Raw genomic sequence first — 21881 nt, forward strand, 5'->3', positions numbered from 1 at the left:
TAGTGATTAGCGGGCTGCGCTATCATACCGAATGGTACTAATCACTTATCACTACTCACTATTCACTACTCACTTATCACTTATCACTAAAAAATACATCAATTAAAAAACAAATAGTTATGGCAAAAAGAATGATTTCCCGACTTTCAGTGCTGGTAGTACTGATGGTATTCATGGCAGCTTGTTCAAAGAAATCGGAATACACAAATGTTATACCTGCTGACGCTTCGGCTGTAGCATCTATCCATTTGAAATCACTGGCTGATAAATCCGGACTGAAAGACAAAGAGAATGAAGCAGCCAAACAAAAGATGATAGAGGCACTGAAAAGTGGAACTACTGCGGCAACTTTCCAACAGTTAGAAAAAGTCTTGAATAACCCTAAAGAATCAGGAATAGATGTGGATGCACCTGTTTATGCATTCACTGCAACCAGTTTTCCATATACAGCCCTGGTAGCCAAAGTGCTGGATCAGGATAAACTGCATACTTCACTGGACATAATGGTGAAAGAGCAAATCTGCCAACCCATAGAAGCAGCAGATGGTTATAGTTATACACGAATGGGACAACGTGACATCTTTGCTTTTAATGAAACAACAGCTATGCTGGTACAGACGGGCAGTACATCACAAATGGAAAATGCTCAGAAGATGATCAGCGAGCTAATGAAACAAACCACTGAAAAAAGTATCGCTAACAATGCTGGTTTTCAAAAAATGCAAAAACAGAAAGGTGATATTAATTTCTTTGCATCTTTAGCAGCACTTCCTAAAGAATACGCACGCCAACTGAATCTGGGTTTAACCGGTATAAAAATAGATCCCAAAGATATAATGGCTCTGGGTAGTCTTAGCTTTGAGAAAGGAAAGATTGCTCTACTTTTTGAATACTATACAGAGAATGAAGAGGCAAAAGCCATGTTGAAAAAACAGGAGAAGGCAACGATCAAACTGAATAATACTTTCCTTAAATATTTCCCTGCATCAACCATCGCATTTATGAGCGTAGGAGCCAATGGAGAAGAGTTGTACAACCTGTTGCAGGAAAATGAAGAATTCCGTAACACAGTATCTATTTCCAAAGCAGAAGAAGTGAAAGCCCTGTTCGCTTCATTCAACGGTGATATATCTGCCGGACTGATCAATGTAACTATGGGCAAAGATCCTGCTTTCGTAGCTTATGCAGATGTAAAAAACGGAAATGCACTAAAAGCTCTTTATGATAATAAAAAAGCACTGAATCTGAAAAAAGGCGAAGATATCGTTCAATTGGGTGAAAATGAATATGTGTACAAGTCAAGAGCTATGAATATCTTCTTTGGGCTTAAAGACAAGCAAATGTATGCTACAAATGATGAATTACTTTATAAAAACATTGACAAAGCAACTGATAAATCTATAAAAGACGTTGCCTATGCTTCGGATATGAAAGGAAAGAACTTCTTCTTTGTTGTTAATATGGATGCTATCCTCGAACTCCCGATTGTAAAAATGATGGTAGGCTTCGGAGGTGAAGAATACCAAATGTACTATAACCTGGCATCACAAATTAGTTATCTGGAAATAAGCAACGTAAGCGACGGTGTCAGTGAAATAGACCTCGTTTTGAAAGACAAAGACACCAACTCGCTGAAACAGATTGTAAACTTCGCCAAGAAGTTTGCCGGCATGTAATTTTCTGAACATGGAAACAATTCATCTGCAGCAAACACTTCCCCAAGTGTTTGCTGACCGTAATTCTATCACATCGGATATCTGGCATACGAACATTATATTCCGTAAAGGAGAAATGTACCTGATTGAAGCAGCCTCCGGTACCGGAAAATCATCATTATGTAGTTATATATATGGCTATCGAAGCGATTATCAAGGTATTATAAATTTCGACGAGACTAATATCAAGGCATACACAGTAGAGCAGTGGGTCAACCTACGCAAGCATTCACTGAGTATGCTTTTTCAAGATTTACGCATCTTCTCCGAACTCACAGCATTCGAGAATATTCAATTAAAAAATAATCTGACCGGATACAAAAAGAAAAAAGAGATTCTTGCTCTTTTTGATGCAATGGGTATTGCCGACAAAGCTAATATAAAGGCAGGAAAATTATCTTTTGGCCAACAGCAACGTGTTGCTTTTATCCGTGCACTATGCCAGCCTTTTGACTTCATCTTTTTGGACGAACCTATCAGCCATCTGGACGATTATAATGGACAAATTATGAGTAGCCTGCTAACGGAAGAAGCCGGAAAACAAGGTGCGGGAGTTATTGTTACTTCCATCGGAAAACAGATTGAATTGCCTTATAACCAAGTATTACGCTTGTAACAGATCATACGATTATGAAACTTATCTGGAAACTTCTTCGTCAACATATCAGTATCGGCCAGCTTGCCGGTTTCTTTCTTGCCAATCTGTTTGGTATGGTTATTGTATTGCTCAGCGTACAGTTTTATAAAGATATTATCCCTATGTTTACAGAGGGAGATAGTTTCATGAAGAAAGACTATATCATTGCTACCAAAAAGATAAGTACCCTTGGGGCTTTTGCCGGAAAAAGCAATACTTTCTCTCCACAAGAGATAGAGAATCTGAAGAAACAGCCTTTTACTAAAAGTGTAGGTGCATTTACTCCTTCACAATTTAAAGTGTCAGCTGGTTTGGGGATGCAAGAAGCCGGTATCCGGCTTTCTACAGATATGTTCTTTGAAGCAGTGCCCGATGAATACGTAGATGTAAAACTCGACAAATGGCATTTTGACGAAGAGACACATACCATCCCCATTATCATTCCACGCAATTATCTGAATCTGTACAACTTCGGATTTGCTCAAAGCCGTAGTCTGCCCAAGCTCTCCGAGGGCGTAATGAGCCTTGTACAAATGGACATCATGATGCGTGGAAACGGACGTGTAGAACAGTACAAAGGAAACATTGTAGGTTTCTCCAACCGACTGAATACGATATTGGTACCGGAATCTTTTATGGTATGGGCGAATAAAAATTTCGCTCCGGAAGCAGAAGCACAGCCGTCACGCCTCATCATCGAAGTAAGAAATCCTGCGGATGCCTCCATTGCCAAATATTTCCAGCAAAAAGGATACGAAACTGAAGATAGCAAACTTGATGCAGGGAAAACAACCTATTTTCTCCGCCTCATTGTTGGCATTGTATTGGGTGTGGGGCTCTTTATCAGTGTACTTTCTTTCTATATATTGATGTTAAGCATCTTTCTTCTGTTGCAAAAGAATACTACCAAACTGGAAAATCTGTTACTGATAGGATACAGTCCTGCACGGGTTGCACGTCCTTATCAAGTACTTACTTTAGGATTGAATACAGTAGTACTTGCTGTATCGATCAGCCTTGTAGCTTGGTTACGTCATTCTTATATAGCTGCACTTAGCTTACTCTTCCCACAACTGGAAATTGGTTCACTCTGGCCGGCTATTACCATCGGGATACTTTTATTTGTTATTGTCTCTGCTTTTAACCTGTTTACTATCCGCAAAAAAGTAGACTCCATCTGGCGAGGACACCATTAAAGATCACACAAAGTAAAACAAGAAACTATCATGAAAAGTCTAATACTTCCTATAGTACACAAATATACTGTTACAATCTTTTTATGGGAGGTATTATTTACTCCTCTCCAGATGCTTTCAGCACAAAATAAGCTGGATAGTGTTGTTTCTTACTTTCATCAGTTACAAGGCACCCATCAGGAAAAATTATATCTGCATTTAGATAAGCCATACTATGGAGCCGGAGATAACATTTGGTACAAAGGTTATTTAGTAAATGCAACCAGCCACCTGGAGAATCCTAAAAGTAACTTTATCATCACAGAATTAATTAATCGCACTGACTCCATCATATTACGAAAGAAAATCAGACGGGATTCTCTGGGATTTCAAAATGCCTTCACCTTACCAAGTACGCTTCCTGCTGGAGATTATTACATCAGAGGATACACTAACTGGATGCAGAATGAAGATCCGGTATTTTTTTATTCCCGTAATCTCCAAATAGGTAACTCTATTGATGTCACTATCCTCTCTACAATTGAATATCAACCGGACACTAAAAACAATTATCTGGCCAAAATCCGATTTGCAGATAACAATAACAAACCTTATAATAATATACAGGTAAGGTTTCAATACTTTGAAGATGGAAAAGCAGAAAAACGGGGAAAGAAAAAGACGAATGAATATGGACAAATTTATATCCCACTCAACGGAATAAAAGAAGAAGGACAAAGAAGAATTGAAGTTACATTTGATGATCCTCAGTATGTTTTTGAGAAAACCTTTCATCTACCGGTTTTCTCAAAAGACTTTGATGTTACTTTTTTCCCGGAAGGAGGTGCGCTATCAACTGTTCTTCGACAAAATATTGCTTTCAAAGCCCAGGGTACCGACGGACTATCCAGAGAAATTAATGGATATCTGATGAATAGCCAGGGAGATACTCTTGAAATCATACGCTCAGAACACAATGGTATGGGCGTATTTTCTATGAGTCCGATAGCCGGAGAATCTTATCATGCCCTTATTACCTCTTCTGACAGTATCACAAAACGTTTTGATCTTCCTGCTGTCAAAACAGACGCTATCACCCTCGCGATAGTTCACCATAAGCAAAACATACTGTTTGAAGTTCAAAAGTCAGAACAGGCTGCATGGCCCAAGGAATTATATTTATTGGCACATACCCGAGGAAAACCGGTAATATTCCAATCCATTAATACGGAAAAGCCCTATGGTATGATAAAGAACGGTCTGCTAACAGAAGGAGTCACCCATTGTCTGGTTGTAGATGGCTCGGGTAGAGCCATCAGTGAACGCCTGATATTCATTACAGACAGGCAGACACCCGACTGGAAAATAAAAACGAACAAAGAAGTCTATAACAAAAGAGAGAAAGTATCCTTACTGGTAAAGGCTACAGATTTCGCAGGCGCCCCACTAAACGGGAATTTCTCTATCAGCATTACCAATCACAAAGACATACAAACAGACTCACTGGCTGACAATATATTATCAAACTTATTGTTGACTTCCGACCTGAAAGGGCATATTGAAAACCCCGGCTACTATTTCCTGAAACAAGATGCAAAGACTCAACGATATCTGGATCTCATAATGTTAACACATGGCTGGCGCAGGCATCAGATAGAAAATGTATTTCGTAAACCAATTATACACATAGACAATTATATAGAAGCAGGCCAAACCATCAGTGGACGAATAAAAGGACTTTTCGGAAAAAATATCAAGAAAGGACCGATCTATGTACTTGCACCTCAAAATAAAATTATAAAGACAACACTAACCAATGAAAAAGGAGAGTTCATTGTTAACACTTCTTTTAGAGACAGCACCACCTTCATCATACAGGCACGTACCAAAAGAGGATTCGCCGGAGTGGATATATTAGTAGATAACCCACCACTGCCTAAAACTTATAACCTGCACCCTTATCCTCAAACTTCTAATCTATCTATGGATGACTATCTGATAAATACCCGTGAGAAATACTATATGGAAGGAGGCATGCGAGTATATAACCTTAAAGAAGTTGTTGTGACGGCCAACCGCAATCTATCAACTCAACAAAATTTGTATTCAGGCATTTCCGATTACACACTCAAAGGTGAACGATTGGCACAAAAAGGAGGGCTACCTTTACTAACCGCCATAACTGAACTACCGGGAGTAAGCCAAAATAACGGTCAAATATACCTGCGCAACAACTCACAAGCAGCCCTTTTTGTTATTGACGATTTGATTGAATCGGATTATAATAGACTTGAAGCGATACAAATTGATGATATAGAGGAGCTGAATCTTATCAGAGACGCAGGAGCAAGCTATTTCGGTTCTCAAGGAGCGGGAGGGGCTATTGTCATTACGATGAAGGATCCTGGAAAGATTCCGCCTCCTCCCGCACGTGGTATCATCACATACACTCCATTGGGTTATAGCCAGTCCGTAGAGTTTTATCATCCCACTTATGACACCCCACAGAAGAAAGAGAACACTACAACCGATCTACGTACCACAATCTACTGGAATCCGGGACTACAATTGAATGCTGATGGAACAGCTACCATTGAATATTATATGCCAGACAGTACAGTTCCTCAGGATATTGTTATCGAAGGAGTTAGTAAGAACGGCAAAATCTGTCGTTTTACGAAAACGATTAATCAGCCTTCCAATTGATTAGTTATTACTTTTTCTTATCTTTGTACATGTCTATTTTATAAAAATACAACTATGCCAGACTATGAATTAATTACCATTCTTGGTCCTACCGCTTCAGGAAAGACTCCATTTGCTACCGCACTGGCTGCAGAACTAAATACCGAAATCATTAGTGAATAGATTGGAAAATTAGTATTTACTTACCATATCCAATTCCGATGAGTCACACTTTTCATTGTAGACTACTCTTTCTTTTGAGCATACAAACTTGGGCTGCAAAAACACAGCGTACAAGCAATTACAAAAAAGATGAATCCATTTTTCATTATTTATTCATTTTAAATCCGAAATACAGAGAGGATTTTACTTTCTCGCCCTCACCTTCCTTTTCATTTTATTTATAAATCTTTTCTTCTCAGCCGTATAAACTACCGGATGCCCCCCGCCAATACTTTTGTGTAAAGAGTCCAGGCAAAGCTTTATAACAAGGGAATCGGATGTTAATTTCATTATCTCAAAAACGTTTGTGTCAATATTCTCTCTTTTTTGTACTATATATTTTCCATTCTTCACCATCCCGACACTATCCTCCTGATAGGAGCGTACAATTGTATCAGAAAGATAATAATCACGGCATTGACTTAACTCTTCCTTTTTAAAAAAATAAAAATTACAACATTCATTTTGTTCATACTGCTTATACATAAGACTACCTATCCTGAGAGATTCTTTAAATACCCAATACTTATTTTGCAATAAATCCATTGTTGTAGGAGCAGGTTTCTGAGCACACAAATTCTGCAAACAAAGACACATTGAACATGCAACCATAAAAAAAATACATATATAACTCTTACTCATTACTATTAATTTAAATTTAACACACACAGAAATTCTGAAATATTTTTTTAGATTTCAAATAGCACAACAATTTAATGTTCACACTTTTTTACCTATTAATCTATATTTGGAGTAGAGAATCCACTTTCACTCATTAACGATTATCAACACTTGCAATTACAATATATCATTTTTCATGAAAGTAGACTCTTAAACTTAACCACACATTAGTTTAGCCAACAAAGCTATATTTATTCTACATAAATATATTCTCCTGTTCCTATACAAAAGTCACAATTCATCTATTTCTATTTATTTCCAGAAATATTAAAATAATAGTCTCCAACAAAAAAAGATTCTGGTGCTTCTTTCCAATGCCCTGCTTCAGGATCCATATATATAAGATCACCATTTGTATGATACCCAATAACCACTACATTATGCCTGGAGTCAGACATATCAGATGGTACATCTGTCATAATAACATTCCCTGCATCAATTGCCTCTTGAAATCCTGTAAATGGAGATACTATAAAATGTGTATTGACAAACTTAGATAAATTTGTCAATGCAACTCCTTTTTCAGTTGCCCAAATGCCGAACTCTTGAAGATACGCTTGAAGATATGTACCCGGATTATATTCTCCTCCAAATAGTTGTTCTATATAGCTCATTATAGAAGTAACACAAGTATTAAACAACTGTTTATCCATCGTTGCCGGTAATTTTCCAACCACAATTTTATCTCCAATTTTAGATTCAAAATCCTTTCCTTTTGCAGGTGGAGTAAGTGGAGGAGGATTATAACCTCCAGAACCGCCATCATGAGGTTCATTGATATACCCGTCATTATCATGGTTATAGCCATCCTCATTATTATGAGGGATATTGTCATCATTATGATCAATCCAACCTCCACCAGGAGGAAAATCACCCCAATTCGGTTTAGGATCAGGTGTCACAATTATGTCCGGGAATGTTCCACCATCATAGAGCGGATCATCTTCCATTCCAGCTCTCGTAGTAGGTGGAGTATAGAGTTGAGGAGCTACCTCATACCGTGCAGGTATTGACCGGAAAACCAACCTATCCGCGTTCGGAAAGTCATCCCAACGTTTTTTACGTATTTTACCCACAACTTTCCCTCTTTCGTATTTCCATCCGTTTACAAATTTACCATTTAAGTCATGGAATAAAACAGAACCGAACAAATATTTATCACGATGGAGATATGTATTCTTATTTATCCTATTGGCATGAGTTTTCGTATAAAATTTAGACGGAATAATAGTCATCAAAAATCCTGTTTCTGTATTTGTTTTATAGTTTTTTACATATACAAAATGAGTATATGAACGACGATATTTCCATTCTTTTGTCTGTTGGTAGAAATCCCAATTTTCTTTCGTAACAAAATCCTGGCATACACGATCCGTTAAATCTACATCCACAACTAATAAGGAATCATTCCTGCTTATAGCATAATATTGCCAACTGGGACTCCCCGATAAAACCGGAATAGGATTCACATTAAGATTGTCACTGCGAGTTTCCGCTTCATGAGTTATCTGCTGCTGATTATACCAGTTTCTCGCAATATCAAGATCTGACTTTATATTGCTATCCTTTGATTTATTTGTCAGAATATCATAGTCCTCCGTACATGCACACAATAGTAGTATAATTAAAGATACTCCTTTTAAAATTCTTAAATGATTCATGTTTTTTATTTTTAATTAATTATAGGTTAATATTGTAACTTCTTGATTACATCATAAAGCACCTCCTTTCTTTGCCTGTTCCAAATAATTACCAACTTTTTTCTTTATAAAGTTAGTTTTGGTCGAAACTATTTTAACAGGCATATTAATGATATGTTGTGCAGTCTCCAGAGCCAAATAGTCTCTTCCAGTGGACACATATATTCGAAAAAGTTCATATAAAGGTACCAAGCGACAAGGAATCATATTAGATGCTACATTAAAAGACTCTTCTGCACGAGGCAGATCTTCCATTTCCAAATAATTATATCCTTGAAGTAGCTGCACATCATAATCATTCATTTTTTTACTACATTCCAACAAAATATCATTGCCTCTTTTGTATTTCCCGGCTTGATATAACACAACACTGTAATTATATAGAAAAGCAGACTGTTGACCTAAAAAAGATTTTTGATACAGTTTATCATATTCACTCTCCATTTTTGCATCACAGGAATTTCCACACTTTAATAAATTAGTCCATAGAATGTCATAGAATCCTTGATAGAATACATTTACAAAAAGAAAGGATGAAAGAAGAAATATCCCCCATCTACATACTTTTACTTTCACTCTTCTGTTATTATCTGATATAAAAGGATGAATTACCAGTATAAAGAATGAAGATATAAACACTATTTTTATAATCTCATATTCAAACGGATATGAAAACAAAGAGCATATTGCTATTGCAACAAGACTCCAATATGCACACTTCTTTTCTGGAGTGATGTGTCTACAATAGTTACTAACAGAATATACCATAATGCCGATAATCGGAACCAAACCAATCAGTCCTCTTTCCACCATAACTTTTAGATATTCATTAAAAGGATGATGAATATTATCGCTTAACAAAATCGCCCATATTTCATTGGGATGTGCTACAAAAAAATTCGCTTGATTTAGCATATACCAAACATTAAACTCTCCAGTTCCTGACAGAGGGTTATCAATAATTGCCTGAACACAACATCGCCAGATTACAAATCTTCCATTGGCAGAATCGGGCTTTAATAAATAGAGCAACACCAATAATAATCCAATGCAACATATAAACAGAAATTTTCTCTTAAAAAAATATCCCAAAACAACAACCATTGCCAATATAGCCGCTCTGGCATTAGACAATAGAATAATAATCACCACCATTACACAAATTATAACAGACAGTCTTCGTTGTAATTTGCTTTTTACGGAAAAAAAGTAAAAAGTAAATGGTAACAGAGCAACTAATATAGCTGAAATACCAGCAGGGTTATCAAATGTACCTGTTATGATAAACACAGAACTATAAGACTGCCAAATACCGAATAGTTGTAAGAAAGCTACTAAAGATAAACTACCGGCCAAAATTACTAACAAGAAACAAAAAGGGAGGTAATATTGATAATGTGAAAAATAATAATACAACAGTAATAACATCATATTATCAATAAAAAAGAGACTGACAGAGTAATAATTTAAAGAAGACGTAAACAGCCAACCAACTCCCCAACATAGATATAAAATAATCAAAAAAACAGGTATATAAAGTACTATCCCTCTGTATTCCAAAATAGATATAATAATCCCCAATATACCCAACAAGCATCCGGTCCATAGTAGAACCGGAGTATGAAATCTGTCGGCACATAAATCTGGCATAAAATAAACAGCGCCTATAAATAGAAAACAGATACAAGCGAATATCATCTTAAAACAATAATTACGATTTTGTTGTAAACATGATTCTATACAAATTTTCATCAGTATTACATTAAGTTGGTTTAATAAACACAATATATAAGTTTGCCAGTTTATAAAAGAGATCAATACAATCACATAAATTCATTTATAAACACCTGCCGTCCGTCCATGTAAAAGAAAGGTAATTCTTCTTTACCTTTATCTAAGTTCTTTAACCAGTAAATGGTACCAGCGGGAACAGAATCAACCTCTAAAAAGTTATATTTAGAAACTATCTCTTTCAATTCAACCCATTGATTTTCGTGATAATACAATAACAGATAACGGTATCCTGGCTCTATGATATTCGTTGCAGTACGTGGCAAAAGACGAATATGGGTTATACAAACAGGACGTTTGAAGTCCATACCAAAGAAACCCCATCTTGCAAAAGTTTCCGGATCACTATCATAGGCCTTATAATACAAAACTCCCGTATGCATCGGCTCACCATTTATTTTCTTCAACGGTTTGTTTTCCACAGGTGCATAGGTAATTGTGAGTATCGGCAATGCCGACGGAATATCGGTGCGATACCCGGAAATTTCCTCTCCCAAAAATTCCAATTCAGCTATATCAACTGGCATACTGTCACGATGAAGCCGGTAATAACGATACTTCTTATCATTATTCAATAAGTACTCTTGCCAATATGAATCCGGAACTTCACGAATGATCTGTAAAGTATCAAAAGGGCCCGTCCAATGGTCAGAACCCAGAATTCGTGTACCTTTCAGATTTTTCCTGTCATTTGCCAAATGTCGTTTGGAAGGATATTTGCGTAGCAAACGCATCCGGACAGTAGATTTCGTATCAGATTGCAACTCTTCTCTAACAATATGCTTGGAAACACTATCTTTCTTTAAAATGAAAGGTTTTCCGAAAGGAACCATTTGTCCGTCTTCCGACATATAAGATGGAAAGAAAAGCATATTAACAGGTACTTTACGAAAAGTTACACGATGCCTCCAATGGGAAACCTTACCCCATGCCACAGGAGACAACTCTCCTTGAGTGTTAAAAAAAGAGAGATAAGCCAGATTATTAGAAGTATGTATGTTCATTGGCAAAGTAATCTCAATACACGTATGGTATCTTTCCGTCACATCTTTTATAGTGGGAGTATCAAACACAGAAGGAAGCATCTCAGTCTCATTTTTTAGAAAATAAGGAGAATCTTTCATTACACCAAATGTTCGTTGATACACCTTCCCAGTATATTTCAAGTCCAATGGCCAGTCTTCCCATAAATTATTATACGGAGGAGTATAGGGGCAAAGTATACCGGTAGAATCAGGAGATGCACACCAATAATGACTGCTGTCTTTATCAGGCCATTGCGGTGTGAATTCATACACTGTGGGTATACCACAGGCACGAAAATAGTTGCAGGTACGGGCAGCCAGATTATTACAATCCATCTTGAATGCAGGAATAAAAAGATCGAATGGTCCTATATGTTTTTCAGAAGTTACATGTTTATTCATTTCTTTTTGCCATCCGACGTATTTCTTATAGTTCTCAATAGCAGCATAAATATTCCCACTATTACTAACCAACAGTTTATCATGAATGACAGACTTTAACATTGGTTTATTCCCGACAAAAGACTCATCTACTGTACGATATGGTAAAATCCACTCCTTAAAATCATCAAAAGGTTTATCTTTAAGCAATGGAGAATGTTGCCATTCATAAAAAGCCTCGTCTATATTTTCTATCAGAAATTCAGCTGTAATCTGTTGAACATCATTAATCTGGTTAACTTTTCCGGTTGGAAGAGACAGCAGGGCGTATTGCCGGCTCAGCGCCCTCGTCAATGAATCGTTGTGGTTAGCGTCAGGAATTACGTGTCCTATGGAATCGACCATTTTAAAGTACTGTAAATATGATCCGGGCAATTCCAAGCTATATCTACTCCTATGATAAGGCATATTACTTATCAGAAAACAAGCCGCTTTAAACTTCAAACGGTCGTTAGTATTGTAGTACTCTAATACCCGAATCAATTCCTTTCGGTTATTACCCGACATAGAAAGAGCTTCTTCTACTTCTTTAGGATAAGAGGAACAGGACAAAAAAAAGAATATACATACTGCATTGAAGATAAACAGTACTCTATTATTATAAATCATAGCCTTAGATTTATCAATTTTTTATACGGTAAAAGTAGATACATTCTAACAGTGGCATGTTCGAAAATATTCTTTCTTTTTCTAAAAACATACCGATTCTACCTATATTGGGTGTAAAATAGAAGAAACGATGGATGGGTAAAATCAAATTGTCCACCTAAAGCATCCAGAAGCACACTCAACAACATGAATTTCAATAAGTTACACTATCCCCTATTGTTCGGAAGGATATTTATAAGGTTTATAACAGGATTTTATCTCCTTCACTCTATTTTTTACAGCCTTTTTTCTATCTTTGCCGACATCTATATATCAATAAAAATACAACTATGCCAGACTATGAATTAATTACCATTCTTGGTCCTACCGCTTCGGGAAAGACTCCATTTGCTACCGCACTGGCTGCAGAACTAAATACCGAAATCATTAGTGCAGACTCACGGCAAATATACCGGGGCATGGACCTGGGTACAGGTAAAGATATTGCCGACTATACTATTAATGGTAGAGAAATACCTTATCACTTGATTGATATAGTGGAACCTGGTTACAAATACAATGTTTTTGAGTATCAGCGTGATTTCCTGAAAGCTTATGAGACTATTAAACAAAAAGGGTGTCTGCCCGTTTTATGTGGAGGGACAGGCATGTACCTGGAGTCTGTATTGAAAGGATACCGGTTAATGCCGGTACCCGAGAACCCGGAATTGAGAACACGATTGGCAGATAAATCGTTGGAAACACTGACCGGAATTCTGCAACAATACAAGACATTGCACAATTCGACTGATGTAGATACAGTGAAACGTGCGATCCGGGCCATAGAGATAGAAGAGTATTATGCCGCGCATCCAATAGCTGAACGGGAATTTCCACAACTCAATAGTCTGATCATTGGAGTAGATATTGACCGGGAATTACGTCGGGAAAAAATCAGCCGGCGATTGAGACAACGTTTGAATGAGGGTATGGTAGACGAAGTAAAACAGTTGCTTGCACAAGGGATCAAAGCAGAAGATTTGATTTATTACGGACTGGAATATAAATACCTGACACTATACGCCATTGGGGAACTTACTTATGAAGAAATGTTCACCCAACTGGAAACCGCTATCCACCAATTTGCCAAACGGCAAATGACCTGGTTTCGGGGAATGGAAAGAAGAGGATTCACCATTCACTGGGTGGATGCAACGTTGCCTACAGAAGAAAAGATAGCTTTTGTAAAGCAAAAGCTCAAAGGTATTTAGTATCTTTGGCAACAGAAAAAAACAGATACTTTAACCACATACTATCTTTGCAAGAAAGTATATAAATCAAGGCAAAGAAAAGGATAAAGTACGAGAACTATTCCATTAAAAGACCTCTAAGCAGGAAGTTTTTTAATCAGAAGAGATGATTTTTAAATAATAGATCAGAGAGATGAGCGTAGAACCAGGAAAATGGGGTGTAATATACAATCCCAAAGCCGGAACACGGAAGGTGCAAAAACGATGGAAAGAAATCAAAGAGTACATGGACCAGAAAGGTGTGTCATACGACTATGTACAGTCCGAAGGTTTCGGTTCAGTAGAACGACTTGCCGGAATTCTGGCAAATAATGGCTACACTACCATTGTAGTAGTAGGCGGTGATGGTGCTCTGAATGACGCAATCAATGGTATAATGCTTTCCAACGCTACTCATAAAGAAAGTATCGCTATTGGCATCATACCCAATGGTATAGGAAATGACTTTGCCCGATACTGGGATATCGGCATGGACTACAAACAGGCAGTAGACTGGATTATCAACAACCGCCGGAGAAAAATTGATGTAGGATATTGTAATTTCTACGATGGCGAACAACACCAACGCCGTTACTTTCTCAATGCCATAAACATCGGCTTTGGTGCACGTATTGTGAAAGTGACCGACGGAACCAAACGTTTCTGGGGAGGAGTCAAATTTCTCTCATACCTGGCAGCCTTCTTCCTGCTATTTTTTGAACGAAATCTGTATAGAATGCATCTCCGCATCAATGACGAACACATCCGTGGGCGTATTATGACCGTATGCGTGGGTAGTGCCTATGGTTACGGGCAAACCCCGAGTGCTGTACCTTATAATGGATGGCTGGATGTTTCGGTCATCTACCGTCCGGAACTCTTGCAGACCATGTCCGGACTATGGATGCTGATTCAGGGACGAATACTAAATCATAAAGTAGTAAAAAGTTACCGGACAAAGAAAGTTAAAGTACTCCGTGCAAAGAATGCTGCCGTTGATCTGGACGGACGAATCTTACCCAAACACTTTCCGCTGGAAATAGGTATCCTGCCGGAAAAGATAACTCTGATTATACCGAATTAATAATGATTCAATGTGCCGATATGCCAATGTGCCAATTGCCTGCGCTATCGAAGAAACAGGACGCATAACAATTGACAAATTACCGTATTGGCAAATTAACTAATTATTTATTATGATAGAACAATTAAAGAACAATCCCTCCGGTAACTTTTTCCTGCTTGCCGGTCCTTGTGTAATAGAGGGTGAAGAGATGGCAATGCGTATTGCTGAAAAAGTAGTAAATATCACTGAGACTCTAAAAATCCCATATGTATTTAAAGGCTCGTATCGTAAAGCCAACCGTTCACGCCTGGATTCATTTATGGGAATAGGCGACGAAAAAGCATTGAAGATATTAAAGAAAGTACATGATACATTCGGAGTACCCACCGTTACAGATATTCACTCGGCTGAGGAAGCAGCAATGGCTGCTGAATATGCAGACGTACTCCAAATCCCTGCATTTCTTTGCAGACAGACAGACATTCTGGTTGCTGCTGCTAAAACAGGAAAAGTGGTGAACATAAAGAAAGGACAGTTTCTTTCTCCGATGGCAATGCAATTTGCTGCAGATAAAGTTATAGAAGCTGGTAATAAAGAGGTTATGCTGACTGAACGTGGAACAACTTTCGGTTATCAAGATCTTGTAGTCGATTATCGTGGTATTCCGGAAATGCAAACTTTCGGTTTCCCTGTCATTCTGGATGTAACCCATTCTTTACAACAACCTAATCAAACCAGCGGAGTCACAGGTGGGATGCCCCAATTGATAGAAACTGTAGCCAAAGCTGGGATTGCTGTTGGTGTGGATGGCCTTTTCATAGAAACTCATGAGAATCCGGCAGTAGCCAAAAGTGACGGTGCCAATATGCTGAAACTGGACTTACTTGAAGGTCTGCTGACTAAACTGGTAAGAATCAGAGAAGCGATAAAATAGTGATAAGTGGGTTAGTGATAGGTGATAAGTAAGTTAGTGATAAGTGATTAATGATTAGTGATAAGTACTTTGCAGAGTGATAGCGCAAGCCAGCTAATCACTTATCACTTATCATTAATCACTAATTCACAACTTTTTGTGATTTATCTTTCCCTCCTCCGACAGATAGTACAAAACATTTATTAAAACTCATTAGATATGAAACATTTATTTCGTGGTTTATTTGTTGCAGCAGTAATTATATGCTGCAGCTTTCAGCAGGCATTTGCTCAATTGCCTCCTATCCCTGTCGACCCGAACGTACGCATCGGCCAACTCGATAACGGACTGACGTATTACATCCGTAAAAATGTACTTCCGGAAAATCGTGCCGATTTCTATATTGCTCAGAAAGTCGGTTCTATCCAGGAAGAAGAAAATCAACGTGGTTTGGCGCACTTCCTTGAACACATGTGCTTCAATGGAACCACTCACTTTCCCGGTGATGCATTGAAACAATATCTGGAACGTATCGGTGTGAAGTTTGGTGAAAATCTAAATGCTTACACTTCCGTAGACGAAACGGTTTATAATATTTCAAATGTCCCGGTTACTGTTCCGGGAGCTATTGATTCCTGTTTATTGATTCTACATGACTGGTCTAATGATTTAACCCTGGATCCAAAAGAAATTGATAAGGAACGTGGCGTAATCAATGAAGAGTGGCGTACGCGTATGAGTGCCATGCAGCGTATGCAGGAAAAAATGCTTCCACAAATGTTTGCCGGAACTAAATATGCAACTTGTTTCCCAATTGGTACAATGGACGTAGTTATGAACTTCAAGTATCAGACTTTAAGAGATTACTACGAGAAATGGTATCGTCCCGACTTGCAAGGTATCGTTGTAGTTGGTGATATTGATGTAGATGCAATTGAAGCTAAAATCAAAACAATGTTTGCCGATGTTCCTGCACAACCTGAAGCAGCCGAACGTGTTTACTATCCGGTAAATGATAATAAAGAACCTATTGTAATCATCGAGCAGGATAAAGAACAGCCCCATATCCAGGCACTTATCTTCAACAAGCACGATGCTACTCCGGACGATCAGAAGAACAACATGGGATACATGGTACAAAACTATGCCACCAATCTCATCAGCAGCATGTTGAACGCCCGCTTGAACGAACTTACGCAAACCGCTAACCCTCCTTTTATTTATGCCGGAACTTTTGAAGGTGAATTCTTTGTTGCCAAAACCAAAAGCGCTTTCACTGGTGTAGTTGTCTGTAAAGAAGGATCGGTAGAAGACGGAATTGCTAATTTGTTACGCGAAATGGAACGTGCACGCCAATTTGGTTTCACAGAGACAGAGTACGGCCGTGCCCGCGCAGAATATCTGCGCCAGTTGGAATCTGCATACAACGAACGTGATAAACGTAAAAACGAAACATATGTGAACGAATATGTTCGTAACTTCCTCGACAAAGAACCTATTCCGGGTATTGAGAACGAATATGCTATCATCAATCAGATAGCTCCGAACATACCTGTAGCAGCATTGAATCAAATGATGCAAGCTTTGGTTACAGACAGCAACCAGGTAGTAGCAATTTTCGGTCCCGAAAAAGAAGGGCTCAAACTGCCGACAAAAGATGCCGTTCTTAAAATGCTTAACGATGCTAAAACAGAAAAGTTAACAGCTTATGTTGACAAAGTATCCGATGAGCCATTAATGGCTGAAAAGCCTCAGGGCGGTAAGATTGTTTCTGAAAAGATAAATCCACTTTTTGGTACTACTGAACTTACTTTATCCAATGGCGCAAAAGTAATCTTAAAAAAAACAGATTTTAAAGCAGACGAAATACGTATGAAAGGTGTTAGTCTGGGTGGTAGTTCATTATTCCCCGATTCTGAAATCATCAATATCAAATCATTGGACGCTATCAGTACGGGTGGTTTAGGTAATTTCAGTGCTGTAGACCTTGAAAAAGTATTGGCCGGAAAGAAGGCATCAATAAGTTACAGTATCGGTGACAAAACAGAAGGTGTAACTGGAAATTGTTCTCCGAAAGACCTTGAAACAATGTTACAGCTTACTTATCTGACATTCACTGCTCCACGCAGAGACGACGATGCATTCGCATCTTACAAAAACCGTAGCAAAGCATCTTTGCAAAACCAGGAGTTGAATCCATCTGTTGCATTCGGCGATTCTATCCAAGCCACTGTATACAATCATCATCCAAGAGCCATTCGTATGAAAGCTGACATGATTGACCAAATTGATTACGACAAGCTTTTGGAAATGTACAAAGACCGCTATAAAGATGCAAGTGATTTTACTTTTATCCTCGTTGGTAATATAGACATCGACAAAGACAAAGAACTGATTGCCGAGTATCTGGGAGCTCTTCCTGCCATCAACCGTAAAGAGACATTCAAAGATACCAAAATGGAAATGCGCAAGGGAACCTGCAAAAATGAATTCACCAGACAACAGGAAACTCCCAAAGCTTCTGTTCTTGTGTTATATAATGGAAAATGTAAATACGATCAGAAGAACAACCTTCTGATGAGTATGACCAGCCAGATTCTTGATCTGATATATACAGAGAAAGTTCGTGAAGACGAAGGAGGTACTTACGGTGTATATGTAGGTGGCAACCTTTCCAAATATCCAAAAGAAAAAGCTTTCTTACAAATCATCTTCGAGACAGCCCCCGAAAAGAAAGACAAATTAATGGAAATCATTTTTGCTGAAGCTGCAAATTTGGCTAAAAATGGTCCGTCAGAAGCTAATCTCAATAAAGTAAAAGAGTATATGCTGAAAAAGCATAAAGAAGATCTGAAAGAAAACAACTACTGGTTGGGAAATATCGACGAATATCTCTTCACAGGAGTTGATATGGTGAAAGACTATGAAAACATTGTTAACAGTATCACAACAAAAGACATTCAGAAGTTTGCTGATGAACTGTTAAAACAGAAAAATGAAATAGAAGTAACCATGGTTAGCCCAGAAAAGAAATGATGCTTTTTAACGAATTGCGCAAACACGGTAAGCTGGCTGCCAAGCGGCATCCGATGTATGATAAAAACCGGTTCGGAAAATACGCCATGTATGCCATGGCGATTTTCTGGGCAGGATATCTGATATTCTTCGGAACAACGTTTGCTTTTGCTCTCGACACGAATAGCATGGAACCTTACCACGTACTGAACAGTGGTCTGGTATTTATCCTTGCACTTGACTTCATCTTGCGCTTTCCGCTGCAAAAAACACCGACACAGGAGGTAAAGCCCTACCTCCTGATGCCGGTCCGGCGGAATAAGGTGATAGACTTCCTGCTTGTCCGTTCAGGATTGAGTAGTTATAACCTCATCTGGCTCTTTATGTTTGTGCCGTTCGCCATCATCACAATTCCGAAATTCTTCGGACTTTGGGGAGTATTTACTTATTGCACAGGTATTTGGTTACTAATAGTTTTCAATAATTATTGGTTTCTTCTATGCCGAACACTCATAAGTGAACGTATCTGGTGGATTATACTTCCCCTGTTAGTATATGGCGGTATTGCGGCTGCGATCCTTATTCCTGAAGATAAAAGTATAGTTACTAACTTCTTTATCAATTTGGGTGAAGGTTATATTGAAGGCAATTGGCTGGCTTTCATCGCTACTCTGGCAGCCATTACTGGAATGTGGTTTATCAACCGGAAACTAATGGCCGGACTGATATACGCCGAACTCAACAAAGTGGAAGACACGAAAGTAAATGCCTCGGAATATAAGTTTTTCGAAAAATATGGCGAGGTAGGTGAATACATGCGCTTAGAATTGAAAATGTTATTACGTAATAAGGCCTGTAAAAACTCACTCCGCATGGTAATTCTGGTCGTAATTGCTTTCAGTTTATTACTCAGCTTTACGGAGGTATATGACGGAACTGGTATGAAGAACTTCATTACCGTTTACAACTTTGCAATCTTCGGTATCCTATTTCTTCTGCAAATAATGAGTTATGAAGGTAATTATATTGACGGACTTATGAGTCGCAAAGAGTCTATCTATACCCTGCTTCGTGCAAAATACATGTTGTATAGTATCGGAATCCTTATCCCGCTTATTCTGACTATACCAGCAATGGTAATGGGTAAAATCAGTGTACTGACTTCTATCTCATGGGCAGTATTCACAATAGGTTTCATCTATTTCTGCCTGTTCCAAATGGCTGTTTACAATGTCAAAACAATGCCATTGAATGCCAAAATCACCGGTCGCCAAAATGCTGGTACAGGACTGCAAAGCTTAATTAGCGCTGCCACTTTCGGTATCCCCCTGTTACTCTATGCATTGTTGAAAATAGGTCTGGGAGAAACAGCTACTTCATGGGTATTGCTTGTCATCGGATTAGGCTTTGTACTTACTTCACGCATTTGGCTAAAAAATGTGTACAACCGATTCATGAAACGCCGCTATAAAAACATGGAAGGATTCAGAGACAGTAGAGAATAAAAATAGTGATTAGCGTTTTAGTGATAAATGATTAGCAGACTGCGCCATTCAGATGCATGGTACTAATCACTTATCACTAATCACTAAACACCAGAGACTTATTACTTATCACTAAAAACTAATCACTAAAAGACATGATTACCATAAATAAACTGCAAAAGAACTTCGGTGAAAAGAAAGCCGTAGATATTGAGAATTACATCATTAACCAAGGTGAAATGCTTGGTCTGGTGGGAAATAACGGAGCTGGAAAAACAACTCTCTTCCGGTTAATACTAGATTTGCTCAAAGCAGATGCAGGTAATGTCACTATTAACGATATAGATGTAAGCAAGAGTGAGGAGTGGAAGAAATTCACAGGTGCCTTTATTGATGATGGCTTTTTGATAGACTACCTCACACCAGAAGAGTATTTCTATTTCATTGGCAAAATGTATGGGCTAAAGAAAGAAGAAGTAGACGAACGCCTGATACAGTTTGAACGCTTCATGAACGGCGAAGTAGTAGGACAAAAGAAATTTATCCGTAACTTCTCTGCCGGAAACAAACAGAAAATCGGTATCATCTCAGCTATGCTACACTACCCGCAACTACTAATACTGGATGAACCATTCAACTTCCTCGATCCGAGTTCACAGTCTGTCATCAAACACTTGCTAAAGAAATACAACGAAGAGCATAATGCTACCGTCATCATATCCAGTCACAATCTAAACCATACGGTAGATGTATGCCCACGCATTGCATTACTTGAACATGGAATCATTATTCGTGACATCCAAAATGAGAACAATTCCGCAGAAAAAGAACTGGAAGATTACTTCAATATTAATATAGACGATTTTATTCAAGAGAAGGAAGTAGCCAATCCTGAAACAGAAGAAGCAACTGCCAGAACAGAAGAATAAATGCAGATGAAGAAACACTTTATATATACATGTGCTGTGTTAGGATTGATATTAAGTCTTAGCTCCTGCCGTTCGGTTGCTCCACGACTTGACTATAAGGCACTGGCCAAAGCTTCCGTTCGTCTTGGAATGGACATCAACCTGGAAGACAATCATAAACTTTACCTTGAAGCCTCCGAATGGATAGGTACTCCCTATCGTGCCGGTGGAGACAATAAACGAGGAACTGATTGTTCCGGATTGACATGCCAGCTATATAAAAAAGTGTATCACACAAAATTACCGCGTAGCACAGATACTCAAAAGAAAGAAAGCAACAAGATAACCAAACGTAATCTACGTGAAGGTGATTTAGTGTTCTTTACCAGCAGTCGCTCCGGAAAACAGGTAGCACACGTAGGCATTTATCTCAAAGATGGTAAGTTTATTCACGCCAGCACCAGTCAGGGAGTTATCATTAGCCGTCTAAATGAACCGTATTACACAAAGCACTGGATATCCGGTGGTAGAATTCGCTAATCAAAA

At 38.3% G+C, this 21881-nt stretch carries 14 protein-coding genes and 1 pseudogene; 12 read left to right on the top strand and 3 right to left on the bottom strand.

Annotated features, from left to right (window positions below; all coding sequences use genetic code 11):
* The first annotated feature begins 119 nt into the window (after nt 1-119).
* The 5 genes and pseudogenes from QX565_RS18540 to QX565_RS18560 form a co-directional block, all read left to right on the top strand.
* Nucleotides 120-1676, top strand: coding sequence for a DUF4836 family protein (locus QX565_RS18540; protein ID WP_289293885.1), 1557 nt, complete (start codon nt 120-122; stop codon nt 1674-1676).
* A 10-nt stretch (nt 1677-1686) separates the two neighbouring features.
* Nucleotides 1687-2331: an ATP-binding cassette domain-containing protein gene (locus QX565_RS18545; RefSeq protein ID WP_289293886.1), complete on the top strand. Its 645-nt coding sequence runs from the start codon at nt 1687-1689 to the stop codon at nt 2329-2331.
* Nucleotides 2332-2342: 11 nt separating this feature from the next.
* Complete coding sequence (locus QX565_RS18550) at nt 2343-3548, top strand: transporter (RefSeq protein WP_289293939.1); 1206 nt, start codon at nt 2343-2345, stop codon at nt 3546-3548.
* Nucleotides 3549-3578: 30 nt separating this feature from the next.
* Nucleotides 3579-6233, top strand: a complete 2655-nt coding sequence (locus tag QX565_RS18555) for a TonB-dependent receptor plug domain-containing protein (RefSeq protein WP_289293887.1) — start codon at nt 3579-3581, stop codon at nt 6231-6233.
* 54 nt (nt 6234-6287) lie between these two features.
* Nucleotides 6288-6389 (top strand): annotated as a pseudogene (locus QX565_RS18560) (tRNA (adenosine(37)-N6)-dimethylallyltransferase MiaA); the annotation flags it as partial.
* Nucleotides 6390-7363: 974 nt separating this feature from the next.
* Here QX565_RS18560 and QX565_RS18565 read toward each other — a convergent pair.
* From QX565_RS18565 to QX565_RS18575, 3 genes are all read right to left on the bottom strand, one after another.
* Complete coding sequence (locus tag QX565_RS18565; protein WP_195348471.1) at nt 7364-8776, bottom strand: C39 family peptidase; 1413 nt, start codon at nt 8774-8776, stop codon at nt 7364-7366.
* Nucleotides 8777-8827: 51 nt separating this feature from the next.
* A complete protein-coding gene (locus QX565_RS18570; RefSeq protein ID WP_279209377.1) occupies nt 8828-10246 on the bottom strand; it encodes an O-antigen ligase family protein in 1419 nt (472 codons plus the stop codon).
* Between the two features lie 392 nt (nt 10247-10638).
* Complete coding sequence (locus QX565_RS18575) at nt 10639-12681, bottom strand: hypothetical protein (protein WP_289293891.1); 2043 nt, start codon at nt 12679-12681, stop codon at nt 10639-10641.
* Between the two features lie 329 nt (nt 12682-13010).
* Here QX565_RS18575 and miaA point away from each other — a divergent pair, with 329 nt between their 5' ends.
* The 7 genes from miaA to QX565_RS18610 all read left to right on the top strand — a co-directional run bounded on the left by miaA (nt 13011) and on the right by QX565_RS18610 (nt 21875).
* Nucleotides 13011-13931 carry a tRNA (adenosine(37)-N6)-dimethylallyltransferase MiaA gene (gene miaA, locus QX565_RS18580; protein ID WP_289293892.1) on the top strand — a complete coding sequence of 307 codons (921 nt, stop codon included), beginning with the start codon at nt 13011-13013 and terminating at the stop codon, nt 13929-13931.
* Between the two features lie 172 nt (nt 13932-14103).
* Nucleotides 14104-15033 carry a diacylglycerol/lipid kinase family protein gene (locus QX565_RS18585; protein WP_007484323.1) on the top strand — a complete coding sequence of 310 codons (930 nt, stop codon included), beginning with the start codon at nt 14104-14106 and terminating at the stop codon, nt 15031-15033.
* Between the two features lie 112 nt (nt 15034-15145).
* Nucleotides 15146-15949, top strand: coding sequence for a 3-deoxy-8-phosphooctulonate synthase (gene kdsA, locus QX565_RS18590; protein WP_289293894.1), 804 nt, complete (start codon nt 15146-15148; stop codon nt 15947-15949).
* Between the two features lie 198 nt (nt 15950-16147).
* Nucleotides 16148-18964 (top strand): M16 family metallopeptidase, encoded by a 2817-nt coding sequence (locus QX565_RS18595; RefSeq protein WP_289293895.1) that lies wholly within the window; start codon nt 16148-16150, stop codon nt 18962-18964.
* Nucleotides 18961-20448 (top strand): DUF5687 family protein, encoded by a 1488-nt coding sequence (locus tag QX565_RS18600; RefSeq protein ID WP_289293897.1) that lies wholly within the window; start codon nt 18961-18963, stop codon nt 20446-20448. Before QX565_RS18595 ends, QX565_RS18600 begins: the two co-directional genes overlap by 4 nt.
* A 134-nt stretch (nt 20449-20582) precedes the next feature.
* Nucleotides 20583-21356, top strand: coding sequence for an ABC transporter ATP-binding protein (locus QX565_RS18605; protein WP_289293899.1), 774 nt, complete (start codon nt 20583-20585; stop codon nt 21354-21356).
* Nucleotides 21357-21362: 6 nt separating this feature from the next.
* Nucleotides 21363-21875, top strand: coding sequence for a C40 family peptidase (locus QX565_RS18610; protein WP_221650609.1), 513 nt, complete (start codon nt 21363-21365; stop codon nt 21873-21875).
* The last annotated feature ends 6 nt before the right edge of the window (nt 21876-21881 follow it).

The sequence above is a fragment of the Bacteroides sp. 41_26 genome (assembly GCF_949740115.1).
GTDB lineage: Bacteria > Bacteroidota > Bacteroidia > Bacteroidales > Bacteroidaceae > Bacteroides > Bacteroides nordii.